The following is a 19,360-nucleotide window of genomic DNA, read 5'->3' on the forward strand; positions in this document are numbered from 1 at the left end:
CCGGTCGGTGCCGGGCCCGGCTCAGTCGATCGGTAGCACCGATGGGCCGCCGTTGGCGATCGACCGCTTGACCGATCCGCCGCCGGACCAGAAGTAGCAGCGCACACCTCGGTCGCCGCGCGCCCACAACTCCTGGGAGGGGAAGCGGTACGTCGTGCCGGTGCGGTAACGCAGGTTGGCGTCGACGGGCACCTTGGCGTAGCGGGCGACCACGGTGCGGCAGGCGGAATGAATCGCGGCCTCGTCACGGACGGCGTCCTCGTAGGAGCGGTCCGGGGCGGTCCAGATGCCGACGAACTCGTACTGGTGCGCCGTGGTGCAGCCAGCCGGCAGCAACCGGCCCCACTCGTCCTCGTTCATGCAGCCGTACGTCAGCGGGGAGCGGCTGCCCACCGCGTTGCGCAGCGTGCTGGCCCGGTGGATGGCCCGGTCGGTGTCGCCGTTGGCGCCGTCCACCTCGTCCAGCTCGAAGATGTCGCACCGGTACCAGCGGCTGCCGCCCGCCCAGCCGGCCGGTGAGGTCGGCGCGACCTGCACGGAGAGTCGGGCGCTGCGCCACTCGCCGCCGACGAACTCCTTGGCGCGGGTGTCGCAGTCGGCGAAGGTGGCGCGCATCGCTGCCGACTCCACCGGCGGCGGGGTGCTTCGGGCAGCCAGCGCGCCGGTGAAGGTGCCGACGTGGAACGTCTCCACCAGGTGGGTCTTCGTGCAGTCCACCGGGGCGTAGGTGGCCAGGTACGCGCTCGCCTCGGGATCGACGTGGCACTCGCCGGCCTTCGGTGTGAACTGCTGCGCCTGGGCCATCGGTCGCCAGTCGTCGGACAGGTCGCCGTCCGTGCCGGCCGGCGTGCCGCAGCCCGCCAACGCCACCGTGATGAACGCAGCCGCGAGCGCTGCCTTGACGTGCCGTCGCATGTGAATCTCCCCGTGGCCCCCGTGCCGACGCGCGCAGCATATGGCACCGGAGCGACGAGTTGGCACCGGCTTTCGGGCGCGCCGCCGACCTCGATGAACGAGGTCGGCGGCGGTCGTCGCGGCGTGCTGTTCGGTTGGCGGGTCAGGCGGCGAGCTGTCGCCGTACCGTGTCGGCGTCCATCAGGTACCACATGTGCTTGAACTTGCCGTCCTGGATCTGGTAGAAGGCGGTTTCGGCGAACCTCACGGACTTTCCGGTGGGGGCCAGGCCGTTCCACTCCTGGACCGGCGTTCCGGTGTCGATCAGGCGGGCGGCTACCCGGTCGCCCTCGACGATGAGTTCCTGAATCTCCCAGTGGAGGTCCGGCACCGCGTCGACGTGCTTGTAGAACTCGGCGACCATGTCGGCCATCTTGACGGGCGTGCCGTTCATGATCACCTCCTCGTGGGCGAAGTCGGCCATGCTGTCGAACTCGCGCTTGTTCGCCAGTTCGACGTACCGCAGGTAGAAGTCGCGCAGTTCCTGAGTGGTCATGCCCGAACCCGTCGCGTTGGTGCTCATGATCAGTCTTCCCGTTCTGTCGGTGCCGGCTGGTTGATCCAGGTCGGCCGGCTGGAGTGGACCCTCGTCCATGTTTTGTACCGCTCGGTAGTGTCAACCATAACAGGTTCTGTACTGATCGGTAGTCAGGGTGGGTCAGGTCACAGCCACGCCCGCGCGTTTGCGGATGTCGAAGATGGTTGACGTGATGTAAACGATGTTTTACATTGGAGTGTGTAAAGAATCCTTGACACGGAGGGAGTGGGTGATGATCTGCGACGCCAATCGAGATGGACGTGTCGCCATGACGTTCGGGCAGAGGAACGCGTGGGTGTCCGCCATCGTCATGCCTGCGGCATCCATCGCGTACCTCGCCGTGGTCCTTCCCCGACTGGGTGACCAGCCCGCCGCGGAGGTCTCCTGGGTGGGGCCGATGCTGTGGACGATCGGCGCGACGGTCATCGGCACCATCGTGGGGACCATCCTCATCTCGATCGCGGCGGCCATCGCCAACCGGGACGTGGAGTCCAAAGCGGACGTGCGCGACAGGCAGATCGACCGCTACGGCGACCGCCTGGCCCAGGCCATCACCGCCTTCGGTGGCGCGGTCGTCCTGGCGCTGGTGATGCTCGAAGTGGATCACTTCTGGATCGGCAACGCCCTGTTCCTGATCGGCGCCATCGGAGCGACGTGGGGGGCCGTCGCGAAGATCCGCGCGTACCACGGTGTCTTCCATGGTTAGACCGACCCGCGTCACCAACCGGATCCGGGCTCTCCGGTTCGCCAGCGACGAGATGACCCAGGCCGACCTGGCCGAGCGCGTCGGTGTCACCCGGCAGACGGTCATCGCCATCGAGCAGGGGCGCTACTCGCCATCGCTGGAGATGGCGTTCCAGATCGCCCGGGCGTTCGGCGTGCCACTGGACGAGGTCTTCCAATACCCCGAGGAGTAGGCGGTTCGGGGCCGACATGGCAACGAGAGGACGATCATGAGCAGTCGTGACAGGTTGAGGGTCTGCGTCGTCGGAGCCTCGGGAAAACTCGGCCGGTACATGGTGCGGCACGCGCTGGACAGGGGCTACGAGGTCGTCGGCGTGTGCCGCGAGGGCAGCGTGGGCAAACTGGACGAGTTCAAGGACCGCATCACCGTCGTCGAGGGGCCGACGAACGACCGTGACGTCATCGGGCGGGCGGTCGCCGGGTGCGACGGTGTGCTCACCGTCCTGGTCCCCTGGGGCGTGCACGGCTACGCGACGGGCACGGCGCGGGCGGTCCTGGACCACGCCGATCCGGGAGCACGCCTGGTCTTCTCGTGCGGCTGGCACATCACGCGCGACGGTCAGGACGTGTACCCGTGGACGCTCAGGGCGTTCGTCAAAGTCTTCGGTGTGCTCGCGCGGCTGGCCCGCTTCGCCGACATCCGCGACCAGGTGGAGGCGTGCCGGCAGATCTTCGCCAGCGACACCCGGTGGACGGTCGTGCGCGGCAGTGACCTTGAGGAGGGCGAGAGTCAGGGCCTACCCGTGTGGAGCCGGCACGTTGGTGATCCCGTACTCAAGAGCAACATCACGCGCCGCGCGGATTTCGCCCTGTTCATGGTGGACGCGCTGACGAACGACGAACTGGTCCACGAGGCGCCGGCGATCGTCGGCTGCCGGACGCCCTCGGCGTTGGCCGCATAGGGTCCGGCCTGCGCTGCGCTCTACGACTGGGTGATCCGGTCACGCAGCCAGGAGTTGACACCGCTGAGCGCCGTACCGGCGATTGCCGTGGGGTGGCCCGTGAAGCCGTGCGGCGACTCGGGGTAGATGCGGACCTCCACGTCGTTGCCGGCCGCCGCCAACCGGCCAGCCAGCGCCCACCGCTCAAGCAGCGCCAGGACGTAGGCACGGATGCGCGGGGGTCGGCGGAAGTTCCTCACCCTCCATGTACGTGGCGTAGAGCTGGTCGTAGGCCACACCCGCAGCGCCGTCGTCGGCAGGCAGCTCGCCCTCCCAGACCGCCAAGTCGTAACTCATGCCGGCAGTCTGCCCGCTGTGCCCGACGCGGCGGTAGACACCGGCGGGCTGACGTTGGCTGACCTGCGCATTACGAGACCAAGTTGACCGCTATGGCGACCTGGCGTCGGGGATCCCAGCAGCGGAAATGCTTCGCGACACCTCACACTTCTCTGTTGCTGTCCGTCGGCCTCCTGCGGACTGGATGCGGACCGGCGACGAGGACGGCGGTGGACAGGTCGGCCCTATGCTCTCGGCATGGCAACGGAGCATGGGTTCATCAACCTAGATCAGAGAGAGGGTGATCCTGCCGGATCGGACGAGAGTCCGGGTGAGCGCATGCCGTCCAGACAACGTGTGGCGCTGTACCTCGTCGGTACCTTCGCTCTCGGTGCGGCGCTTGGCGGTGTCGGTGTTGCCAAGTTCCAGGAACGCCGCGAACAACAGGCACAGTCGGCCACGGTCGCGGTCAACGCTCTGGCCGGCCCAACCAGCGGGGGCACTGGACGCGACGGGAATGCTCAGGTGGACGCCCAGCTCACGGTGGTGAATGCTGGTTCCATACCGGTCATGGTCCGTTTCGTTGGAGCTCAGGAGACGGGCGTGCTGGTGCGTGACACCGGCCAGTCACTGTTGTTGGTCCCGGGCAGCACAGGCGGGATAGACGTCCGGCTGATGGTTGATTGCCGCATGGCCAGCCCGAATCCTCTGCCGATGCGCTTCTCGGTGCAGACCCCCGACCAGCAAACCGCCGAGCTCACCATGCCGGTTCAAGTAAGCGCTTGGCGCGAGCGCGCCGACGCACTCTGTAACGCCTCGCCTGCGGCGACGGAGTGACTGGCTGTATCCAGGAAGCGGATCTCCTCGTTGGGCATTCGTAGACCGTCCAGCCTCTGTGGTGCCCGGCGAGGTGATCCGCGGCGGCATCTGCCGGAGATCGAACGGGCCGCCGTGGACGAGGCCGCGAAGCACCTCTTCGGCTGACTTGGCTGTACAGAGGCCGTGGTGATCGTCTCGACCGGGAGCGGAAAGCCGCTGACCTGCGGTGACGGTGGTGCGCCCGGCAGGATTCGAACCTGCGGCCTTGGGATTAGAAGTCCCCTGCTCTATCCGCTGAGCTACGGGCGCGCGGCGTGGTTGTACGCGCCAAGAGGGTACCGCCGCCCCACCTCGCCGCGGGGAAAAGGGTGCTCGCGTCCACGTCGCCGAGCAGAGTCTCACGACGGCCGGGTGGTGGGCATCCGGGTTCCCGCCGATCGGCCCGGCGTTGGCCCGTACCCTCGGCTGGTGTTGCTGGACCCCGACGCCGAGAGCGGCGTCGCCTACGAGCTGTGCCAGATCGTCGGGCGCGCCATCCTGCCGTACCGGTTAACGGACGCCACTGACCAGCGCTTCGGCACGGCGTTCTTCTTCCAGGGCAGCGACGACCCGGTGGGGGAGTCGCTGCTGACGGCGGCCGACCTGGTCGGCGGCGCGGGTGGGGAGTTGGGCCTGCGGGCCAGCGTCACCGAGCCGGCCGGGGTGGCCCCGGGCGCCGTCGCGGCGGGTGAGATCAGGCCCGGCTGGGTCCGCTTCCCGGGCGACGGCGTCGCGGTGCTTGCAACCGGCGGCCTGCACCGCTACGCCGGTGACGGCGGCTGGCGGTGGCGGGTGCAGCCGGTTCCTGCCGAGATCGCCGCCGGGCCCGAGGTGGTCGCGCGCCTCACCGCCGCCGCCGGTTCCGCCTTCGTGCTGGCCCATGGGGTACGCGAGGACGGCTCCCGGCCGTTGGAGGTGGCGATCGAGCGGGTGGTCCGGGAGGGGGACATCGTGCGGATCACCACGGAGCTACCACTGGGGTACGTCGGAGCGCCGGTCTTTGTCGTGCAGGCCGACGCCACCGGGCACGTGTCGTTGTACTGCCTCGGCCTGGTGCTGCCCGGCGTCGACGGCCACCCGGTGGCGACCTTCGACCGGATCCGGGCCGTCATCCCTGCCACGCCCGGCGACGTCTGAGCTGTCGCTGTGCTGCCGGCCGAGCCGAGCAGCGCCGTGCTGGCGGGTCGACCGCGGACCGCCGGTGCTGGTGGGTCAGTCGTTGGCCGTCGCCCCGGCCCGATCGTCCGTCGGACGCCGGCTTTCGGGCAGCCGGTGCTCATCATCGGTCGAAGCGGTGCCGGTCGAAGCGGTGCCGGCCGGGTCGGCGTCGGTCGAAGCGGTGCCGGCCGGGTCGGCCTTGGTCGAGCCGCCGTCGGTCGGCGCGGCAGGGGTGGCGTCGGTCGGGTCCGTCACGGCCGGGGGATCGGCCGGGGCGGTGGGGCCGGCGGCGAGGAACGCCTCGGCCCACCGGCCGACCTCGTCGAAGACCTTCCGGCGTACGGTCGGGCCGGAGAGGACGAGGTCGTGCAGCCCGCCGTCGAAGCGGGCCAGGGTGACGTGCCGGCCGAGGCGGGGCGCATAGCGGACCATGTGTTCGACGTCCAGCACGGCATCGGCCAGGGTCGCGCTGTCGTGCCATTTGGTGCCCCGGAAGGAACGGGTCGAGCAGGCCAGCAGCACCGGCACCTGGATGTCCAGTCCGGCGCGCAGCCGGCGTTGGCCGGTGCGGATCGCGTTCAGCCAGCCGGCCCGGACTGGGAACCCGGCCAGCGGCTTCCACGCCAGGTCGTAGGTCCACTCGCCGCGGTGGTCGGTGTGCAGGCTCTCGCCGTACACCGTGCCAAGCCCGAACGGCAGGATGCGGTGCGGCGCCCTGCGGCCCAGGCGGGCCGCGGCGGCCGCGATGGGTCGGCGCACCGCCCAGGGTGCGTTCAGGTCGAAGAAGGGGCTGTTGAGTACCAGGCCGTCGACGGTGCTGGTGTCGCGGCGGGCGTCCGCCCAGAGCGAGATGATCAAGCCGCCGGTGGAGTGGCCCATCGCCAGCAACGTGTCGTGCCCGTCGTCGGCGCGGATGATCTCGGCGGCGGCGTCCAACTCGGGGAAGTAGTCGCTGATGTCCTGGCAGAAGTTCGGGGTCTGGTGCGCAAGCAGGCTGCGGCCGTACTTGCGCAGGTCGAGGGCGTAGAAATCCCAGCCACGCTCGGCGAAGAAGTCGGCCAGGTGGGTCTGGAAGAAGTAGTCGACGAAGCCGTGCACGTAGAGCACCGCCCGCCCGGTGGGGCGCTCGGCCCGCCGCCGGACCAGCGTCGCGACGACAGGCCCCTCGTCGTCGGTGCCCAGGTCGATCGTCTGCCGCTCGTAGGGCGGCCCCAACACGTCCGGTTCCACGAAATCGACGCTACGCCGGCAACCTACCCAGCGGTACCCCCGCGCCTCCCCGCCCCGCGATCTTGCACTCGTTGCCCCCTCATAAGGCCTAAAAGGCACGAAACGAGGTTCGAAAGTGCAAGATCGCGGGGCGGCGGCGAGGTTAGGCCGTTTCCGCGTCGGCTCGGATTGGATCGGCGGCGGGTAGGCCCTCGGCCGGGTCGACCTGCCCCTGCGGCTGGCTGACGTCGCGCAGGTGCTTGTTGTGGCGCGGCTCCTGACGGGTCTTGGCGTCGTTGAGCCGCCGGCGCAGGTCGTCGCGAACGTCGTTGAGCGCGGCGTGCAGGTCCTCCTCTGCGGAGGTGGTGACGATCTTCTGTCGGCCGGCGATCCAGCACTCCAGGGTGACCTTCTGGCCTCGGGCTTCCCGGTCCTTCACCGAGACCTCCAACTCGGTGGCGTCGGCGTGGAAGCCGGCCAACCGGGAGTCGAGGGTGGCGAACTGCTCGGCGATCCAGTTGCGGTCGCCCTGGGAGAACCCGGCGCCCACCCGCAGGCACTCGGCCACGGTGGCCGGGTTCGCCACGGCGCTCATCGCCGCACCTCGGAAGCGGTCGCGGAGCCGAAAGTAGTGATCATCATGGCGCTGACCTCTCGTCGACGTGGAGCTGTCGGTGGTGCTTGATCAAGTCCATACCCACTCCGGTGACGCCGGAACCGCCGTCACCCGACATGGTGAGGTCGGCCGTACCACATCGGGGCGTGATCAGGGCGTTGTCCACAGGTGGCCCCGTTGTCCACAGGTCGGGGGTGGGGCGCTGGCGGCCCTCGTCGACAGCGCTCAGGCTCAGGGCCGAGTCGACTCGCGCTGGCAGACCCCCGATCCCATGGAGGGACGATGTTCGACACCTACGTCACGATCGTCGGCAATGTGCTGACCGCGCCGGAGTGGCGGCGTACCACCCAGAGCAACACCCTGGTGGCCAACTTCAAGGTCGCCTCCACCGCCCGCCGGCTCGACCGCGACAGCGGTCGCTGGGTCGATGGCAATTCGCTGCGGGTCCGCGTCAACTGCTGGCGCAAGCTCGCCGAAGGCGTGGCGGCCTCGGTGATGGTCGGCGACCCGGTGGTAATCTGTGGCCGCCTCTACACCCGCGACTGGACCGACGACGCCGGCAACCACCGCACGGTCTACGAGTTGGAGGCGGTCGCCGTCGGCCACGACCTGTCCCGTGGCCGGGCCCGCTTCCTGCGTAACCGGCCGACCATGACGACCAGCACGGTCGAGGACGCGGAGGCCGAGAGCCGGGTGCACGGCGAGCCCACCGAGCCGGTGCCGGTCGGGCAGGCGCCCGTGTTGCCCGACGATCGCCCGCTGGACGACGACTTCGAGCTGTCCGAGTTCGGTTCGCTGCGGACCAGCCCGGTCGACCACGGTCCGCTCGACGATGTCTTCCTCCCTGGCAGCGGGATCGGCGGCGACCTGGGCGGCGGCGTCGCGGGTGGCCCCGGTCGTGCGCAGAGCGGTGAGCACGACGTGCCCGCCGCCCTCGACGACGACGAACTTGCCCCTCCCGGCGACTCGGACGACGGTGACCCCGACGGCGAGCTGGGGCCGGTGCCCGACGAGGGTCGGCCGGATCCCGCGCCGTCCGGCCGGGGGCGGCGCGGCCGAGGACGGGTGCCGCAGCCGGCGTGACCGTTCAGCTTCCGGGCGCCCCAAGGGCGCGGCACGACGGGGGCGGGGTGGCGACGCGACAGGCGTCGTCACCCCGCGTGACGCCAGCGGCGGGCGCAGTTGGTTCACGGGATGCTCGTCTAGGCTGGCCGGCCGGAGGTGGTGCGCGTGCGGCAGACAGCGCCGGTGGCGAACGCGGTGGGGCTGTTGGCCGGGTACGCGCTGGACAGGGCGCTCGGCGACCCCCGCCGGTGGCACCCGGTGGCCGGCTTCGGGCAGGCCGCCGGAGCGTTGGAGCGTCGCCTCTACCGGCCGGACCGGGCAGCGGGTGCGGCGTTCACCGCACTGGCCGTGGGCGGGCCGGTGGTGCTCGGGGCGGTCGCCGCCGTGGCCACCCGGCACCGGCCCGTGGCCCGCGCGGTCCTCGTCGCCGCCGGCACCTGGACCGTGCTGGGCGGTCGTACCCTGCGCCACGAGGCCTCCGTCATGGGTCGGACGCTGCGCGACGGTGACCTGCCGGCCGCCCGGCGACGCCTCGGTCACCTCTGCGGCCGGGACCCGTCGACCCTGGGCGAGTCGGAGCTGGCCCGAGCCGCCGTCGAGTCGGTCGCGGAGAACACCTCCGACGCGGTGGTCGCCCCGTTGGTCTGGGGTGCGGTCGCCGGCCTTCCCGGGCTCCTGGGCTACCGCGCGGCGAACACCCTCGACGCGATGGTCGGGCACCGGTCGGAGCGGTACGCGCGGTTCGGCACCCCTGCCGCTCGGCTGGACGACCTGCTCAACCTGGTGCCGTCCCGGCTGACCGGGCTGCTCACAATCGCCGTCGCCCCGGTCGCGCACGGTGACCGAGAGCGGGCCTGGCGGGTGTGGCGGCGCGACCGCAACGACCACCCGAGCCCCAACGCCGGTCAGTGCGAGGCGGCGATGGCCGGTGCGCTCGGCGTCCGCCTCGGCGGCCGCAACATCTACTTCGGGCGCTCCGAGGTTCGCCCCCTCCTGGGTGACGGTCCGCGCCCCGAGGCGCGCCACCTCAAGCGGGCCGCCCGCGTCTCCGGCGCCGTGGGGCTGGCCGCCCTCGGGCTGGCCGCCGCCTACCCGGTGACCGTCGGCCGCCTCGTCAACGCCGTGGGCCGGCGTGGGCTGGCCGCCACGATCGGCCGGACCGGGCTGGGGGCGGCGATGGGCCGGCGTGGGTTGGATGCGGCGGTCGATCGGACCGGGCTCGGCGTGGCGGTCGGTCTGCGTGGGCTGGGCGCGGCGGTCGGCCGGCGTGGGCTGCGGGCTGGGGCGGCTGCGCGGGGGATCGGGCGGTGAGCGGCGGTCTGCTGGTCGCCGGCACCACCTCCGACGCCGGCAAGAGCGTGCTGACCGCCGGCATCTGCCGGTGGCTGCACCGCCAAGGCGTGAAGGTGGCACCGTTCAAGGCGCAGAACATGTCGAACAACTCGGCCGTCGTGGTCGGGCCGGACGGGCGCGGCGGCGAGATCGGCCGAGCTCAGGCCATGCAGGCCGCGGCCTGCGGGCTCGCCCCGGACCTGCGCTTCAACCCGGTGCTGCTCAAGCCGGGCAGCGATCTGGACAGCCAGGTGGTGCTGCTCGGCGAGGCGGTCGACACGATCACCGCGAGCACCTTCCGGCAGTTGCGGCCCCGGCTCGCCGAGTCCGCGTACGCCGCGCTGGCCGAGTTGCGGACCGCGTACGACGTGGTGATCTGCGAGGGCGCGGGCAGCCCGGCGGAGATCAACCTGCGGGGCGGGGACTACGTGAACATGGGCCTGGCCCGGCGCGCCAACCTGCCCACCATTGTGGTCGGCGACATCGACCGAGGGGGCGTGTTCGCCTCGATGTTCGGCACGGTGGCCCTGCTCGACGCCGCCGACCAGGCACTGATCGCCGGCTTCGTTATCAACAAATTCCGGGGTGATCTCGGCTTGCTGCAGCCAGGGCTGGACATGCTGCGCCAGGTGACCGGCCGCCCCACGTACGGGGTGCTGCCCTGGGCGCTCGACCTGTGGCTCGATGCGGAGGATTCGCTCGCCTACGGCCGGGTGCTCGGCCGTCCCGCCGCGCCGCACGGCACCGAGTGGTTGGACGTGGCGGTCGTGCGGCTACCCCGGGTCAGCAACGCCACCGACGTGGAGGCGCTGGCCACCGAGCCAGGCGTCCGCGTACGTCTCACCGTCGAACCGGCGGAACTCGCCGCCGCCGACCTGATCATCCTGCCCGGCTCGAAGTCCACCGTCGCGGACCTCGCCTGGCTGCGCGAGACCGGCCTCGCCGACGCGGTCCACGCGCACGCGGCGGCCGGAAAGCCGCTGCTCGGCCTCTGCGGCGGCTTCCAGATGCTCGGCCGGGCCATCCACGACCCGGTGGAGAGTCGGCAGGGCAGCGTGCCAGGGCTCGGCCTGCTGCCGATCGAGATCACCTTCGACCCGCGCAAGACCGTCCGGCAGTCGGTGGGCACCGCCCCCGGCGGCCTGCCGGTCCGCGGCTACGAGATCCACCACGGGTACGTCTCGCAGGCCGACCCGACCCTGACCCCGCTGCTGACCGGGGTCGACGGCATCGGCGAGGGCGCCATGCTCGGGGCGGTGCACGGCACGCACTGGCACGGGGCGTTCGAGTCGGACGGGTTCCGTCGCTGGTTCCTCACCGAGGCGGCCCGGCTGGCCGGGCGAACCGGGTTCCGGGTTTCGCCGGACACCAGCTTCGCCGCAGCCCGGGAACGCTCACTCGACCTGCTCGGCGACCTCGTCGAGGAGCACCTGGACACCGACGCCCTCTGGAAGCTCATCGAAGCCGGCCCAACCCCCGGACTCCCCTTCATCCCACCAGGTCCGCCGTCGACCTGACCGGCGACTCAGCGTTGGGTGCGTGCGGACAGTTTCGCGGCCCGCACCTGCCTGATTGACGACTCAGCGCCGGGGCGGCTGGGGCCTCAGGGGCGGATGTCTGCGGGGCGATCTGTGGTGGGCAGGCCCGCGGCCAGCCAGGCGTCCACGCCGCCGATCATGTCGGTGGCGCGGCGCAGCCCCAGGGTCTGGAGGCTGGCGGCGGCCAGGCTGGAGCTGTAACCCTGGCGGCACACCAGCACGATCTCCCGGTCGTAGCCGGTGGCCTCCGGAATGCGCCAGGCGCTGGCCGGGTCGAGTCGCCATTCCAGCACTGTCCGGTCGATGACGACGGCACCGGGCAGGTCGCCCTGTTCGCGGCGCTGCGTGTCGGTACGGGTGTCGACCAGCAGTGCGCCGCCGCGGACCGCGTCGACGGTCTGCTGCGGAGTCAATCGGTGCAGCCCGGCGCGGGCCTGTTCGAGCAGGGCGTCGATGCCGGGGCTCATCACGTCTCGGAGCACCACCCGATCATGCCGAGCCGGGTACCAGCCCGCGTGGCGAACGGGTCGCGCGTCACCCGTCGCTGCCGCAAATCCCCCGGACGTGACGGGCACCCGGCCACGGCGGTCAGCCGGACGTGTCAGCCCGGCAACGATGGCCGCTGGTCCAGCGAGATCGACTCCATGTCCCCGATGTGGCGGTGTCCGATCGACGGGATGCCCCGATATCGGCGATCTGGAGTCGATCACCCTGACCTGCGGCGGCGACGGCATACTTCGGTCGTGTACGAACTCGCCAGCCGAGGGCCGCTCGCCCACGGCATCCACCATCCCGCCCTGCGGCGGTGGGAACAGGCGAGGGCGAGTTGACCCCCGAAACCGCCGGGCCGGCGCCAGGCCACGAGCCCGCGCACCTCGAAGGAACGTCCGGCGCGGCCGAGGGCTTCGCAGGAACGGCCGGCGCAGCCGATGCGGCCGGCGCGGCCGAGGACGTCGGGGCCACGGCCGACCGCTGGGGTGGTGGGTCGGCCGTGGCGGTCGTCGAGGCGTACACCGAGTTGGCCCGCCGGGTGCTCGCGGGCCCGGCGCGGTTGGGGCGGACGCGGCTGGTCGCGGTGGACGGGCCGAGCGGCGCGGGCAAGAGCCGGTTCGCCGCGCACCTCGCGGACGCTCTGGCCGTGTTGGCGGGCGGTGGGCGGCCACCGGTGGTGCACACCGACGACCTGCTCGACGGGTGGGACGACCAGCTCACCTTCTGGCACCGACTGGACCGGGAGGTGCTGGCCCCGCTGCGCGCCGGGCGGCCGGGGGCGTACCGCCGCTACAGCTGGGTCCGGCGCTCCTTCCTGCCCCGCCCGATCCCGGTGCCTGTCGCGCCGGTGCTGGTCCTGGAGGGGGTCAGCGCGGCGCGTGCCGCCATTCGGCCCGAGTTGACCCTGGGCATTTTCGTCACCGCGCCCGCGCCGACGCGGCTTGCCCGCGCGGTGGCCCGGGACGGGCCGGAGATCCTGCCCGAGCTGCGTCGCTGGCACGCGGGGGAGCGGGCGCACTTCGCCGCCGACGGCACGGTCGACCGGGTCGACCTGGTGATCGACGGTGCGCCGACGCTGCCGTACGACGCCGAGAGGTACTACGTGCGCAACCGTTGACGTGAGCGGGGCATGGACGCCGGGCACCGGCTGGGGCACGATGCGGGAAAGGTCGGGTACGGGCGAAGGGGAGCCACATGTCGACAGCGGACACACCGGCACGGCGACGGATCACCCTGACCGGCATCAGCTCCCGGGCCTGGGAGCACCCGGCGGACCGGGGCGCTCTGGTCGCGCTGCGGGAGCTGCGCGGGTTCGACGACGTGGTGCGGTCGTTCTTCGGCATGTGGAACGAGCGCGGGTTCCGGCTCTCCGTGCTGGCCTCCGGCATCCGCGTCGACCACCGGCAGTACCCGGCGGTGTGGCAGCGCTACACCGAGGCCGGCGCGGCGCTCGACGTGGCCGAGCTGCCCGAGCTGTATGTGACCCAGTCGCCGTGGTTGGGTGCCGAAGCGGTCGGCCTGGACCGGCCGTTCATCGTGCTGAACTCCGCGTGCGTGCAGCAACTCGACGAGGACGAGCTGCGCTGCCTGCTCGGCCACGAGCTGGGGCACGTGGGCAGTGGGCACGCGGTCTACAAGACCATGCTCATGATCCTCACCCGGTGGGCGGCGAACCTGAGCTGGTTGCCGGTGGGCGCGATCGCACTGCGGGCGATCATCGCGGCGATGCTGGAGTGGTGGCGCAAGGCGGAGCTGTCCGCCGACCGGGCCGGTCTGCTCGCCGGGCAGGACCCGGCCGCCGCGCTGCGGCTGCTGATGAAGCTCGCCGGTGGCGGCGACCTGTCCCAGATCGACACCACCGCCTTCCTGGAGCAGGCCGCCGAGTACGCCGGTGGCGGCGACCTGCGGGACAGCCTGCACAAGATCCGGATGACCGCCTGGAGCACCCACCCGGCGCCGGTCGCGCGGGCCGCCCAGCTGCGGCAGTGGATCGACTCCGGGGCGTACGGGCGGGTGCTGGCCGGGGACTATCCGCGTCGCGACGACGACGCCTCGACAAGCGTGTCGGAGGAGATCAAGGCAGCCGCCGATTCGTACCGGGAGGAGTTCAGCCGGTCCACCGATCCGCTGGTCGGGTTGCTGCGCCGCCTCGGCGACGGCGCCAACGACGTCGGCGAGTGGGTGGGCGGCACCGCCGGTCGGGCTCGTTCCTGGATGGACGCCGCCACCGAGGCCGCCGGCCGCGCGCACCGCGCCGGTCGGGCCGCGCCGGGCGCGACCGCGGGCGCGGGCCCCGCCGGAGGCGGCGAGGGTACGGGCTCGGCCGGCGCGGCGGGGTAAGGCCAGCATACGATTCCGGTCATGACCTCACCGATCATGTCCGAGTCCGAGGTGCGGGCTGCCGTCGAGCGGGAGATGCCCGGTGTCCGGGCCGATCTGGAACGCCTCGTCCGCATCCCTGGCATCGCCTTCGAGGGCTTCGACCACTCGCACGTGGAGCGCTCCGCCGAGGCCGTCGCCGAGCTGCTGCGCGGCTGCGGCCTGGACGTCGACATCGTGCGTTCCGGCGGTCAGCCCGCGGTGATCGGCCGGCGGGCCGCCCCGCCCGGGGCGCCGACCGTGCTGCTGTACGCCCACCACGACGTGCAGCCGGTCGGCGACCGGTCGCTGTGGGAGTCCGACCCGTTCGAGCCGGTGGAGCGGGACGGCCGGCTCTACGCCCGGGGCGCGGCCGACGACAAGGCCGGCATCATGGCGCACGTCGCGGCGCTGCGGGCGTACGGTGACGCGCTGCCGGTCGGCGTGGTCCTGTTCATCGAGGGCGAGGAGGAGTACGGCTCCGACTCGCTGGAGCGGCTGCTGGTCGAGCACCGCGACGAGATCGCCTCGGACGTCATCGTGATCGCCGACTCGGGCAACTGGGACATCGGCGTACCGGCGCTGACCACCTCGCTGCGCGGCATCGTCAACTGCTTCGTCGAGGTTCGTACGCTGGACCACGCCGTGCACAGCGGCATGTTCGGCGGCGCCGTCCCGGACGCGCTCACCGCGTTGGTGCGGCTGCTGGCCACCCTGCACGACGACGCCGGTGACGTGGCGGTGGACGGGCTGGTCGGCCGTGCGGGCGCCGCCGTCGACTACCCGGAGGACCGGTTCCGGGCCGAGGCCGGGCTGGCCGAGGGCGTGCAGTTCATCGGCACCGGCCGGATCACCGACCGGCTCTGGACCAAGCCGGCGCTGGCCGTGCTCGGCATCGACGCGCCGTCGACCGGTGAGGCGCCGAACGCCCTGGTGCCGGCCGCGAAGGCGAAGCTCAGCATCCGGCTCGCCCCGGGCGACGACCCCAAGGGGGCGTACGCGGCGGTGCGCGCACACCTGGAGAAGCACGCGCCGTGGGGCGCCCAGGTGACGGTCAGCTTCGAACACGACGGTGACCCGTGTGTGATCGACGCGTCCGGGCCGATGTTCGACGCCGCCCGCTCGGCGTTCCGGGCAGCCTGGGACGGCACCGACCCGGTGGACATCGGCGTCGGTGGCTCGATCCCGTTCATCGCGACCTTCCAGGAGATGTTCCCCCGGGCGGCGATCCTGGTGACCGGTGTGGAGGACCCGCACGCCCGCGCGCACGGGCCGAACGAGAGCCTGCACCTCGGCGAGTTCGCCCGGGTCTGCCTCGCCGAGGCGTTGCTGCTGGGCAAGGTGGCCGCAGCGGGCAGTTAGGTGTCGGAACGGCAACTTTGGGTTTGTTCTGGGAGTTCACGGCGTGTCGGACGATCGGCTGTTATAGCCTTTCGAACATGAGTACGAACGAGGTGATGGCCCGCTTGGGGGCCGCCGTCAATGCGCTGGGGGACGTTGACGTCTCCGCGTGGTCCGAGACCACGCTCAACGAACAGCTCGGCGAGCTCTCCGCCGCCCTGGTCGCCCTCGACTCGGTGCTCTCCCGGGTCGCCGGCGAGGTCCGCGCCCGAGGGCTGCGCATCGAGGAGCCCGTCTCCGCCTGATCCGCCGTCCGCCGTGGTGGCGGCACCCTGCCGACACCGCCCGGGCACGGCAATGCCCGGGCGGTGTCGGAGGTGGCTGGCAGGATGAACTCCGTGCGGTTCATCGACCTGGCGGCCACCTCCGCCGCCGTGGGCGCCACCAGCGGCCGGCGGGCCAAGGTGGAGCTGCTCGCCGACGCGCTGCGCCGGCTCGACCCGACCGAGGTGGAGCCCGGTGCCGGCTATCTCGCCGGTGAGCTGCGCCAGCGGCAGACCGGCGTGGGTTACGCGAGCCTGCGTGACCTGCCGCCTCCCGCCGCCGAGCCGACGCTGACCGTGGCCGCTGTCGACGCGGCCATCGAGCAGATCGCCGCTGTGCGGGGCGCGGGTTCGCAGGCCCGACGCCGGGCGCTGCTCGGTGCCCTCTTCGCGGCGGCGACCGCCGACGAGCAGCGACTGCTCACCAACCTGTTCGGTGGCGAGTTGCGCCAGGGTGCCCAGGCGGGGCTGCTGGCCGACGCGGTGGCCCGGGCCGCCGAGGTGCCGGTGGCGACGGTCCGTCGGGCTCTGCTGCTCGCCGGTGACCTGCGCGCGGTGGCGGTGGCCGCGCTGGCCGGGGGCGCCGCCGAGCTGGCCGGGTTCGGCCTGCGGGTCGGCCGACCGCTGGCGCCGATGCTGGCGCAGAGCGCCCCCTCGGTCGACGAGGCGCTGGCCGCGACCGGCACGCCCGCCGTGGTCGACGTGAAACTCGACGGCATTCGCATCCAGGTGCACCGCTCCGGCGCCGACATCGCGGTGTTCACCCGCAGCCTCGACGAGATCACGACTCGGGTGCCCGAGGTGGTCGCCGCCGTCCGCGCCCTGCCCGGCCGGGAGTTGGTGCTCGACGGCGAGGCGATCGGCCTGGACGAGACGGGTCGCCCACTGCCGTTCCAGCAGACCTCCAGCCGGGCCGCCCGGCGCACCACACCCAGTACCACCGGGGGCACACCGGTCGCCCCGGCGGTGCTCGCGGCTGCCGCCACCACCGGCCAGACCGTCCTGACGCCATATTTCTTCGACCTGCTGCACCTCGACGGTGACGATCTGATCGACCTGCCCGGCCGTGAGCGGTGGGCCGCGCTCGCCGGCGCGGTCGATTCGTCACTGCTGGTCGGGCGACTGGAGGTCGACAGCCCGGAGCAGGCCGGGGCGGCCTTCGCCGCCGCGCTCGACGCCGGCCAGGAGGGCGTGGTGGTCAAGGCACCGGACGCCCCGTACGACGCCGGCCGGCGGGGAGCGGCCTGGGTCAAGGTCAAACCGAGGCACACACTCGATCTGGTGGTGCTCGCCGTCGAGTGGGGCAGCGGTCGGCGCGAGGGCTGGCTGTCAAACCTGCATCTGGGTGCCCGCGACCCGCGCAACGGCGACTTCGTGATGCTCGGCAAGACGTTCAAGGGGCTCACCGACGAGCTGCTGCGCTGGCAGACCGAGCGTTTCCTCGGCCTCGCCGTGGAGCGCGGCGACTGGGTGGTCCGGGTCCGTCCCGAGCAGGTGGTCGAGATCGCCTTCGACGGGGTGCAGACGAGTTCGCGCTACCCGGGCGGGATGGCGCTGCGGTTCGCCCGGGTGGTGCGATACCGCGAGGACAAGTCCGCCGCCGAGGCGGACACCATCGACGCGGTCCGGGCCATCCACGCCGGTCGGTCCACCGGCTGACCGGCCCGGGTCACCTGCTGGACAGCGACCGGGCGTAGTTGACCTGGTTGTTGAGGTGCTGCACCTGGCTCTGGTCGGTGACCGGGATCCGGGCCACATACTGCTGGGCGCCGTTGGTGACCGTCACCTGGACGGTGCCGTGGTGCCGGGTCTCCTTGACCAGCAGGAAGAGCAGGCTGAAGACGGCCACGCAGAAGAAGCCGACGATGGCGCAGACCAGCGCCCAGGTGGCGATCTTCTCCTCGCGCTGCCAGTAGTCGGCCACGTGCCAGGTGGCACCGGCCAGCGGCAGCACACCGGCCGGTGTGCGGATGACCGGCGGGGTCACGGTGATCTCGGCGATCTGCACCGCGACCACCTCCGGCCCGGCGGCGAAGCCGGCCGCGACCGGGTGCGCCGCCACCGGCGGGTACGGCCCGACCGCCGGCCACGATCCCGGGGCCTGAGCGGGCGGCCCGGAGAAGGACGCGGGCGGGCCGGAGAAGGGCGAGGGCGGCCCAGAGAAGGACGCGGGCGGCCCGGAGAACGGCGCGGGCGGGCCGGAGAACTGGGCCGGCGGCCCGGAGAACGGCGTCGGTGGCGCGGACGGCTGGGCCGGCGATCCGGGGAACGGCGCGGGCGCGGCGGGGAACTGCGCGGGCGTGGCCGGGAACTGCGCCGGCGTGGCCGGGAACTGCGCGGCCGGTGCCGGTGTGGCCGGCGCCGGTGCGGCCGTCGGCGTGCCGAAGATCGCGGCGGTCGGGTGCGGCGTGGCCAGCGGGCTGGCCGACCACGCGTCGGTGAGCGGCGCGGAGGCCCACGGGTCGGTCGGCGGGGTCGCCGGCTCCGACTCGGGAAACGGCGCCGTGGGATCGACGGTCACCGGCGCACCCCACACGGATTGATCACCCGGCGGAGATTACCGGCTGCCGTGGCGTGCCGTGTTCCCCCGAGCGTCCGATTGCGACGCCGACTCGGCCTCCGTTTCAGGCGGAGGCGCTGGGCGTGGGCTCGGCCGCCCGATCCAGCGGGGCGGCCGTCGTGCCGATGCCGGCGGCCCGGTGGGCCTCCCGGCGGGCCACCCAGCCGTAGCCGAAGAGGGCCATCACGGCGAAGAGCCACCACTGCACGACGTAGCCGAAGTTCTGCCAGTTGTTCGTGTGCCCGACCGGCACCGCCTTGAACAGCGGGTCAGCTGCCGGGGTCTGCTCGTCCAGCAGCAGATAGCCGCCGTAGACCGGGTAGGGCAGCTCGCGGGCGAGACGCGGCACGCCGACCCGCCGGGTTTCCAGCAGCCCGTCGCGGCGGTCCACCGCGCCGGCGCCGCTCTCGGTCTCGTGCACCCGGCCGACCACCGTCACGTCGCCGCTGGGCGCGGCGGGCACCGACGGCTGGGCGGTAGCCCCACCCGGAGCCGGCGGGATCCAGCCCCGGTCGATCAGCAGTGCGGTGCCGTCGGCGAGCACCAGCGGGGTGAGCACCTCGAAGCCGACCCGGCTATCGACCGTCCGGCCACGGACCAGGACGGTGTTCGACGGGTCGTACCGGCCGGTGACGGTGATCCGGGTCCAGACCTTGTCCTTCGCGGGCGGCGGGCCGGCCGTCCCCGGGCCGCCCGTGGGAGCGCGGAACGCGTCGGCCAGGGGCGTCGGGGCCATTCGCAGGCCCGCGTCGATCCGCTCGTTGATCTCGGTGCGCCCCTCGTAGCGGTCCAGCTGCCAGTTGCCCAGCCAGACCATGACGGCAGAGGCGACCAGAGTCAGCGCGAGGGCGCCCAGCCAGCGTGGGCTCAGCAGGAACCGGTACACGGCACCGAGGCTACTCGTATGACCGGGGCCACTGACCTGGACCGGGCCGGGTAGCGGTCGGCGGGTCGGGTCGGGGGTGCTCGCCCGTCGGATCGGGCAGGTATCGTCACGCGGACGGCGCGGCCCTCAGCCGGTCGTCGCGTACCCGCCGCCGCCCGCCAGGGAGTCGAT

20 protein-coding genes, 1 tRNA gene and 2 pseudogenes are annotated in these 19,360 nt (G+C 72.3%); 13 read left to right on the top strand and 10 right to left on the bottom strand.

Annotated elements, in window-relative coordinates; genetic code table 11:
- Positions 1–21: 21 nt before the first annotated feature.
- Both ABZ808_RS19235 and ABZ808_RS19240 read right to left on the bottom strand, forming a co-directional pair.
- Positions 22–915, bottom strand: coding sequence for a septum formation family protein (locus tag ABZ808_RS19235; RefSeq protein ID WP_357008000.1), 894 nt, complete (start codon positions 913–915; stop codon positions 22–24).
- A gap of 142 nt (positions 916–1,057) precedes the next feature.
- Positions 1,058–1,477, bottom strand: a complete 420-nt coding sequence (locus tag ABZ808_RS19240) for an ester cyclase (protein ID WP_357008003.1) — start codon at positions 1,475–1,477, stop codon at positions 1,058–1,060.
- A 247-nt stretch (positions 1,478–1,724) separates the two neighbouring features.
- Here ABZ808_RS19240 and ABZ808_RS19245 point away from each other — a divergent pair, with 247 nt between their 5' ends.
- Genes ABZ808_RS19245 through ABZ808_RS19255 form a run of 3 tightly spaced genes read left to right on the top strand, consistent with a single transcriptional unit; the run spans position 1,725 to position 3,138 of the window.
- Positions 1,725–2,198, top strand: coding sequence for a hypothetical protein (locus ABZ808_RS19245; RefSeq protein WP_357008005.1), 474 nt, complete (start codon positions 1,725–1,727; stop codon positions 2,196–2,198).
- The gene (locus ABZ808_RS19250) at positions 2,191–2,409 is read left to right on the top strand and encodes a helix-turn-helix transcriptional regulator (protein WP_357008008.1); all 219 of its coding nucleotides are present in this window, start codon (positions 2,191–2,193) and stop codon (positions 2,407–2,409) included. The genes ABZ808_RS19245 and ABZ808_RS19250 overlap by 8 nt, the downstream gene beginning before the upstream one ends.
- A 36-nt stretch (positions 2,410–2,445) precedes the next feature.
- Positions 2,446–3,138, top strand: coding sequence for an NAD(P)H-binding protein (locus tag ABZ808_RS19255; RefSeq protein ID WP_357008010.1), 693 nt, complete (start codon positions 2,446–2,448; stop codon positions 3,136–3,138).
- A gap of 20 nt (positions 3,139–3,158) precedes the next feature.
- On the opposite strand, the gene ABZ808_RS19260 is transcribed toward ABZ808_RS19255, so the two are convergent.
- Together ABZ808_RS19260 and ABZ808_RS19265 are read right to left on the bottom strand one after the other, a co-directional pair.
- Positions 3,159–3,377 carry a hypothetical protein gene (locus ABZ808_RS19260; RefSeq protein ID WP_357008012.1) on the bottom strand — a complete coding sequence of 73 codons (219 nt, stop codon included), beginning with the start codon at positions 3,375–3,377 and terminating at the stop codon, positions 3,159–3,161.
- Positions 3,322–3,474 (bottom strand): hypothetical protein, encoded by a 153-nt coding sequence (locus ABZ808_RS19265; RefSeq protein ID WP_357008014.1) that lies wholly within the window; start codon positions 3,472–3,474, stop codon positions 3,322–3,324. The genes ABZ808_RS19260 and ABZ808_RS19265 overlap by 56 nt, the downstream gene beginning before the upstream one ends.
- 237 nt (positions 3,475–3,711) lie before the next feature.
- Between ABZ808_RS19265 and ABZ808_RS19270 the strand changes: the two genes are divergently transcribed.
- Positions 3,712–4,290, top strand: a complete 579-nt coding sequence (locus tag ABZ808_RS19270; RefSeq protein ID WP_357008016.1) for a hypothetical protein — start codon at positions 3,712–3,714, stop codon at positions 4,288–4,290.
- Positions 4,291–4,505: 215 nt separating this feature from the next.
- Here the strand turns inward: ABZ808_RS19270 and ABZ808_RS19275 are convergent.
- Positions 4,506–4,581: transfer RNA gene (locus ABZ808_RS19275), tRNA-Arg, on the bottom strand.
- 159 nt (positions 4,582–4,740) lie between these two features.
- Here ABZ808_RS19275 and ABZ808_RS19280 point away from each other — a divergent pair.
- A complete protein-coding gene (locus ABZ808_RS19280) occupies positions 4,741–5,448 on the top strand; it encodes a hypothetical protein (protein ID WP_357008019.1) in 708 nt (235 codons plus the stop codon).
- A 312-nt stretch (positions 5,449–5,760) separates the two neighbouring features.
- Here ABZ808_RS19280 and ABZ808_RS19285 read toward each other — a convergent pair.
- Together ABZ808_RS19285 and ABZ808_RS19290 are read right to left on the bottom strand one after the other, a co-directional pair.
- Positions 5,761–6,699 (bottom strand): annotated as a pseudogene (locus ABZ808_RS19285) (alpha/beta hydrolase); the annotation flags it as partial.
- A 142-nt stretch (positions 6,700–6,841) separates the two neighbouring features.
- Positions 6,842–7,273, bottom strand: coding sequence for an HPF/RaiA family ribosome-associated protein (locus ABZ808_RS19290; RefSeq protein ID WP_357008022.1), 432 nt, complete (start codon positions 7,271–7,273; stop codon positions 6,842–6,844).
- A gap of 303 nt (positions 7,274–7,576) precedes the next feature.
- Here ABZ808_RS19290 and ssb point away from each other — a divergent pair, with 303 nt between their 5' ends.
- From ssb to ABZ808_RS19305, 3 genes and pseudogenes are all read left to right on the top strand, one after another.
- Entirely contained in the window at positions 7,577–8,377 is an 801-nt protein-coding gene (gene ssb, locus ABZ808_RS19295) for a single-stranded DNA-binding protein (RefSeq protein WP_357008024.1), read from the top strand.
- A gap of 147 nt (positions 8,378–8,524) precedes the next feature.
- Positions 8,525–9,490: pseudogene (locus ABZ808_RS19300) on the top strand (cobalamin biosynthesis protein); the annotation flags it as partial.
- Between the two features lie 176 nt (positions 9,491–9,666).
- Positions 9,667–11,208, top strand: coding sequence for a cobyric acid synthase (locus ABZ808_RS19305; protein WP_357008027.1), 1,542 nt, complete (start codon positions 9,667–9,669; stop codon positions 11,206–11,208).
- 86 nt (positions 11,209–11,294) lie between these two features.
- Here the strand turns inward: ABZ808_RS19305 and ABZ808_RS19310 are convergent, their stop codons facing one another.
- The gene (locus ABZ808_RS19310) at positions 11,295–11,696 is read right to left on the bottom strand and encodes a rhodanese-like domain-containing protein (RefSeq protein ID WP_357008242.1); all 402 of its coding nucleotides are present in this window, start codon (positions 11,694–11,696) and stop codon (positions 11,295–11,297) included.
- 524 nt (positions 11,697–12,220) lie between these two features.
- On the opposite strand from ABZ808_RS19310, the gene ABZ808_RS19315 reads away from it, so the two are divergent.
- The 5 genes from ABZ808_RS19315 (at position 12,221) to ABZ808_RS19335 (ending at position 17,402) form a co-directional block, all read left to right on the top strand.
- Complete coding sequence (locus ABZ808_RS19315) at positions 12,221–12,838, top strand: hypothetical protein (RefSeq protein WP_357008245.1); 618 nt, start codon at positions 12,221–12,223, stop codon at positions 12,836–12,838.
- Between the two features lie 77 nt (positions 12,839–12,915).
- Positions 12,916–14,061, top strand: a complete 1,146-nt coding sequence (locus tag ABZ808_RS19320) for a M48 family metallopeptidase (protein WP_357008030.1) — start codon at positions 12,916–12,918, stop codon at positions 14,059–14,061.
- Between the two features lie 36 nt (positions 14,062–14,097).
- Positions 14,098–15,441, top strand: coding sequence for a dipeptidase (locus ABZ808_RS19325; RefSeq protein ID WP_357008248.1), 1,344 nt, complete (start codon positions 14,098–14,100; stop codon positions 15,439–15,441).
- 77 nt (positions 15,442–15,518) lie between these two features.
- Complete coding sequence (locus ABZ808_RS19330; RefSeq protein ID WP_357008033.1) at positions 15,519–15,725, top strand: hypothetical protein; 207 nt, start codon at positions 15,519–15,521, stop codon at positions 15,723–15,725.
- An 84-nt stretch (positions 15,726–15,809) separates the two neighbouring features.
- On the top strand, positions 15,810–17,402 hold the full coding sequence (locus ABZ808_RS19335) for an ATP-dependent DNA ligase (RefSeq protein WP_357008035.1): 1,593 nt from the start codon (positions 15,810–15,812) through the stop codon (positions 17,400–17,402).
- A gap of 10 nt (positions 17,403–17,412) precedes the next feature.
- Here ABZ808_RS19335 and ABZ808_RS19340 read toward each other — a convergent pair whose 3' ends face one another.
- Both ABZ808_RS19340 and ABZ808_RS19345 read right to left on the bottom strand, forming a co-directional pair.
- Positions 17,413–18,264 (bottom strand): hypothetical protein, encoded by an 852-nt coding sequence (locus ABZ808_RS19340; RefSeq protein ID WP_357008038.1) that lies wholly within the window; start codon positions 18,262–18,264, stop codon positions 17,413–17,415.
- Between the two features lie 103 nt (positions 18,265–18,367).
- A complete protein-coding gene (locus tag ABZ808_RS19345; RefSeq protein ID WP_357008040.1) occupies positions 18,368–19,189 on the bottom strand; it encodes an SURF1 family protein in 822 nt (273 codons plus the stop codon).
- Positions 19,190–19,360: the final 171 nt, after the last annotated feature.

This window comes from Micromonospora sp. NPDC047527, assembly GCF_040643015.1.
Lineage (GTDB): Bacteria > Actinomycetota > Actinomycetes > Mycobacteriales > Micromonosporaceae > Micromonospora.

What these genes read in the sequence shown, in the direction of transcription:
- ABZ808_RS19235 (WP_357008000.1), bottom strand. Translation starts at nt 915, where the DNA reads ATGCGACGGCACGTCAAGGCAGCGCTCGCGGCTGCGTTCATCACGGTG.
- ABZ808_RS19240 (WP_357008003.1), bottom strand. Translation starts at nt 1,477, where the DNA reads ATGAGCACCAACGCGACGGGTTCGGGCATGACCACTCAGGAACTGCGC.
- ABZ808_RS19245 (WP_357008005.1), top strand. Translation starts at nt 1,725, where the DNA reads ATGATCTGCGACGCCAATCGAGATGGACGTGTCGCCATGACGTTCGGG.
- ABZ808_RS19250 (WP_357008008.1), top strand. Translation starts at nt 2,191, where the DNA reads ATGGTTAGACCGACCCGCGTCACCAACCGGATCCGGGCTCTCCGGTTC.
- ABZ808_RS19255 (WP_357008010.1), top strand. Translation starts at nt 2,446, where the DNA reads ATGAGCAGTCGTGACAGGTTGAGGGTCTGCGTCGTCGGAGCCTCGGGA.
- ABZ808_RS19265 (WP_357008014.1), bottom strand. Translation starts at nt 3,474, where the DNA reads ATGAGTTACGACTTGGCGGTCTGGGAGGGCGAGCTGCCTGCCGACGAC.
- ABZ808_RS19270 (WP_357008016.1), top strand. Translation starts at nt 3,712, where the DNA reads ATGGCAACGGAGCATGGGTTCATCAACCTAGATCAGAGAGAGGGTGAT.
- ABZ808_RS19290 (WP_357008022.1), bottom strand. Translation starts at nt 7,273, where the DNA reads ATGAGCGCCGTGGCGAACCCGGCCACCGTGGCCGAGTGCCTGCGGGTG.
- ssb (WP_357008024.1), top strand. Translation starts at nt 7,577, where the DNA reads ATGTTCGACACCTACGTCACGATCGTCGGCAATGTGCTGACCGCGCCG.
- ABZ808_RS19310 (WP_357008242.1), bottom strand. Translation starts at nt 11,696, where the DNA reads ATGAGCCCCGGCATCGACGCCCTGCTCGAACAGGCCCGCGCCGGGCTG.
- ABZ808_RS19320 (WP_357008030.1), top strand. Translation starts at nt 12,916, where the DNA reads ATGTCGACAGCGGACACACCGGCACGGCGACGGATCACCCTGACCGGC.
- ABZ808_RS19325 (WP_357008248.1), top strand. Translation starts at nt 14,098, where the DNA reads ATGTCCGAGTCCGAGGTGCGGGCTGCCGTCGAGCGGGAGATGCCCGGT.
- ABZ808_RS19330 (WP_357008033.1), top strand. Translation starts at nt 15,519, where the DNA reads ATGAGTACGAACGAGGTGATGGCCCGCTTGGGGGCCGCCGTCAATGCG.
- ABZ808_RS19335 (WP_357008035.1), top strand. Translation starts at nt 15,810, where the DNA reads ATGAACTCCGTGCGGTTCATCGACCTGGCGGCCACCTCCGCCGCCGTG.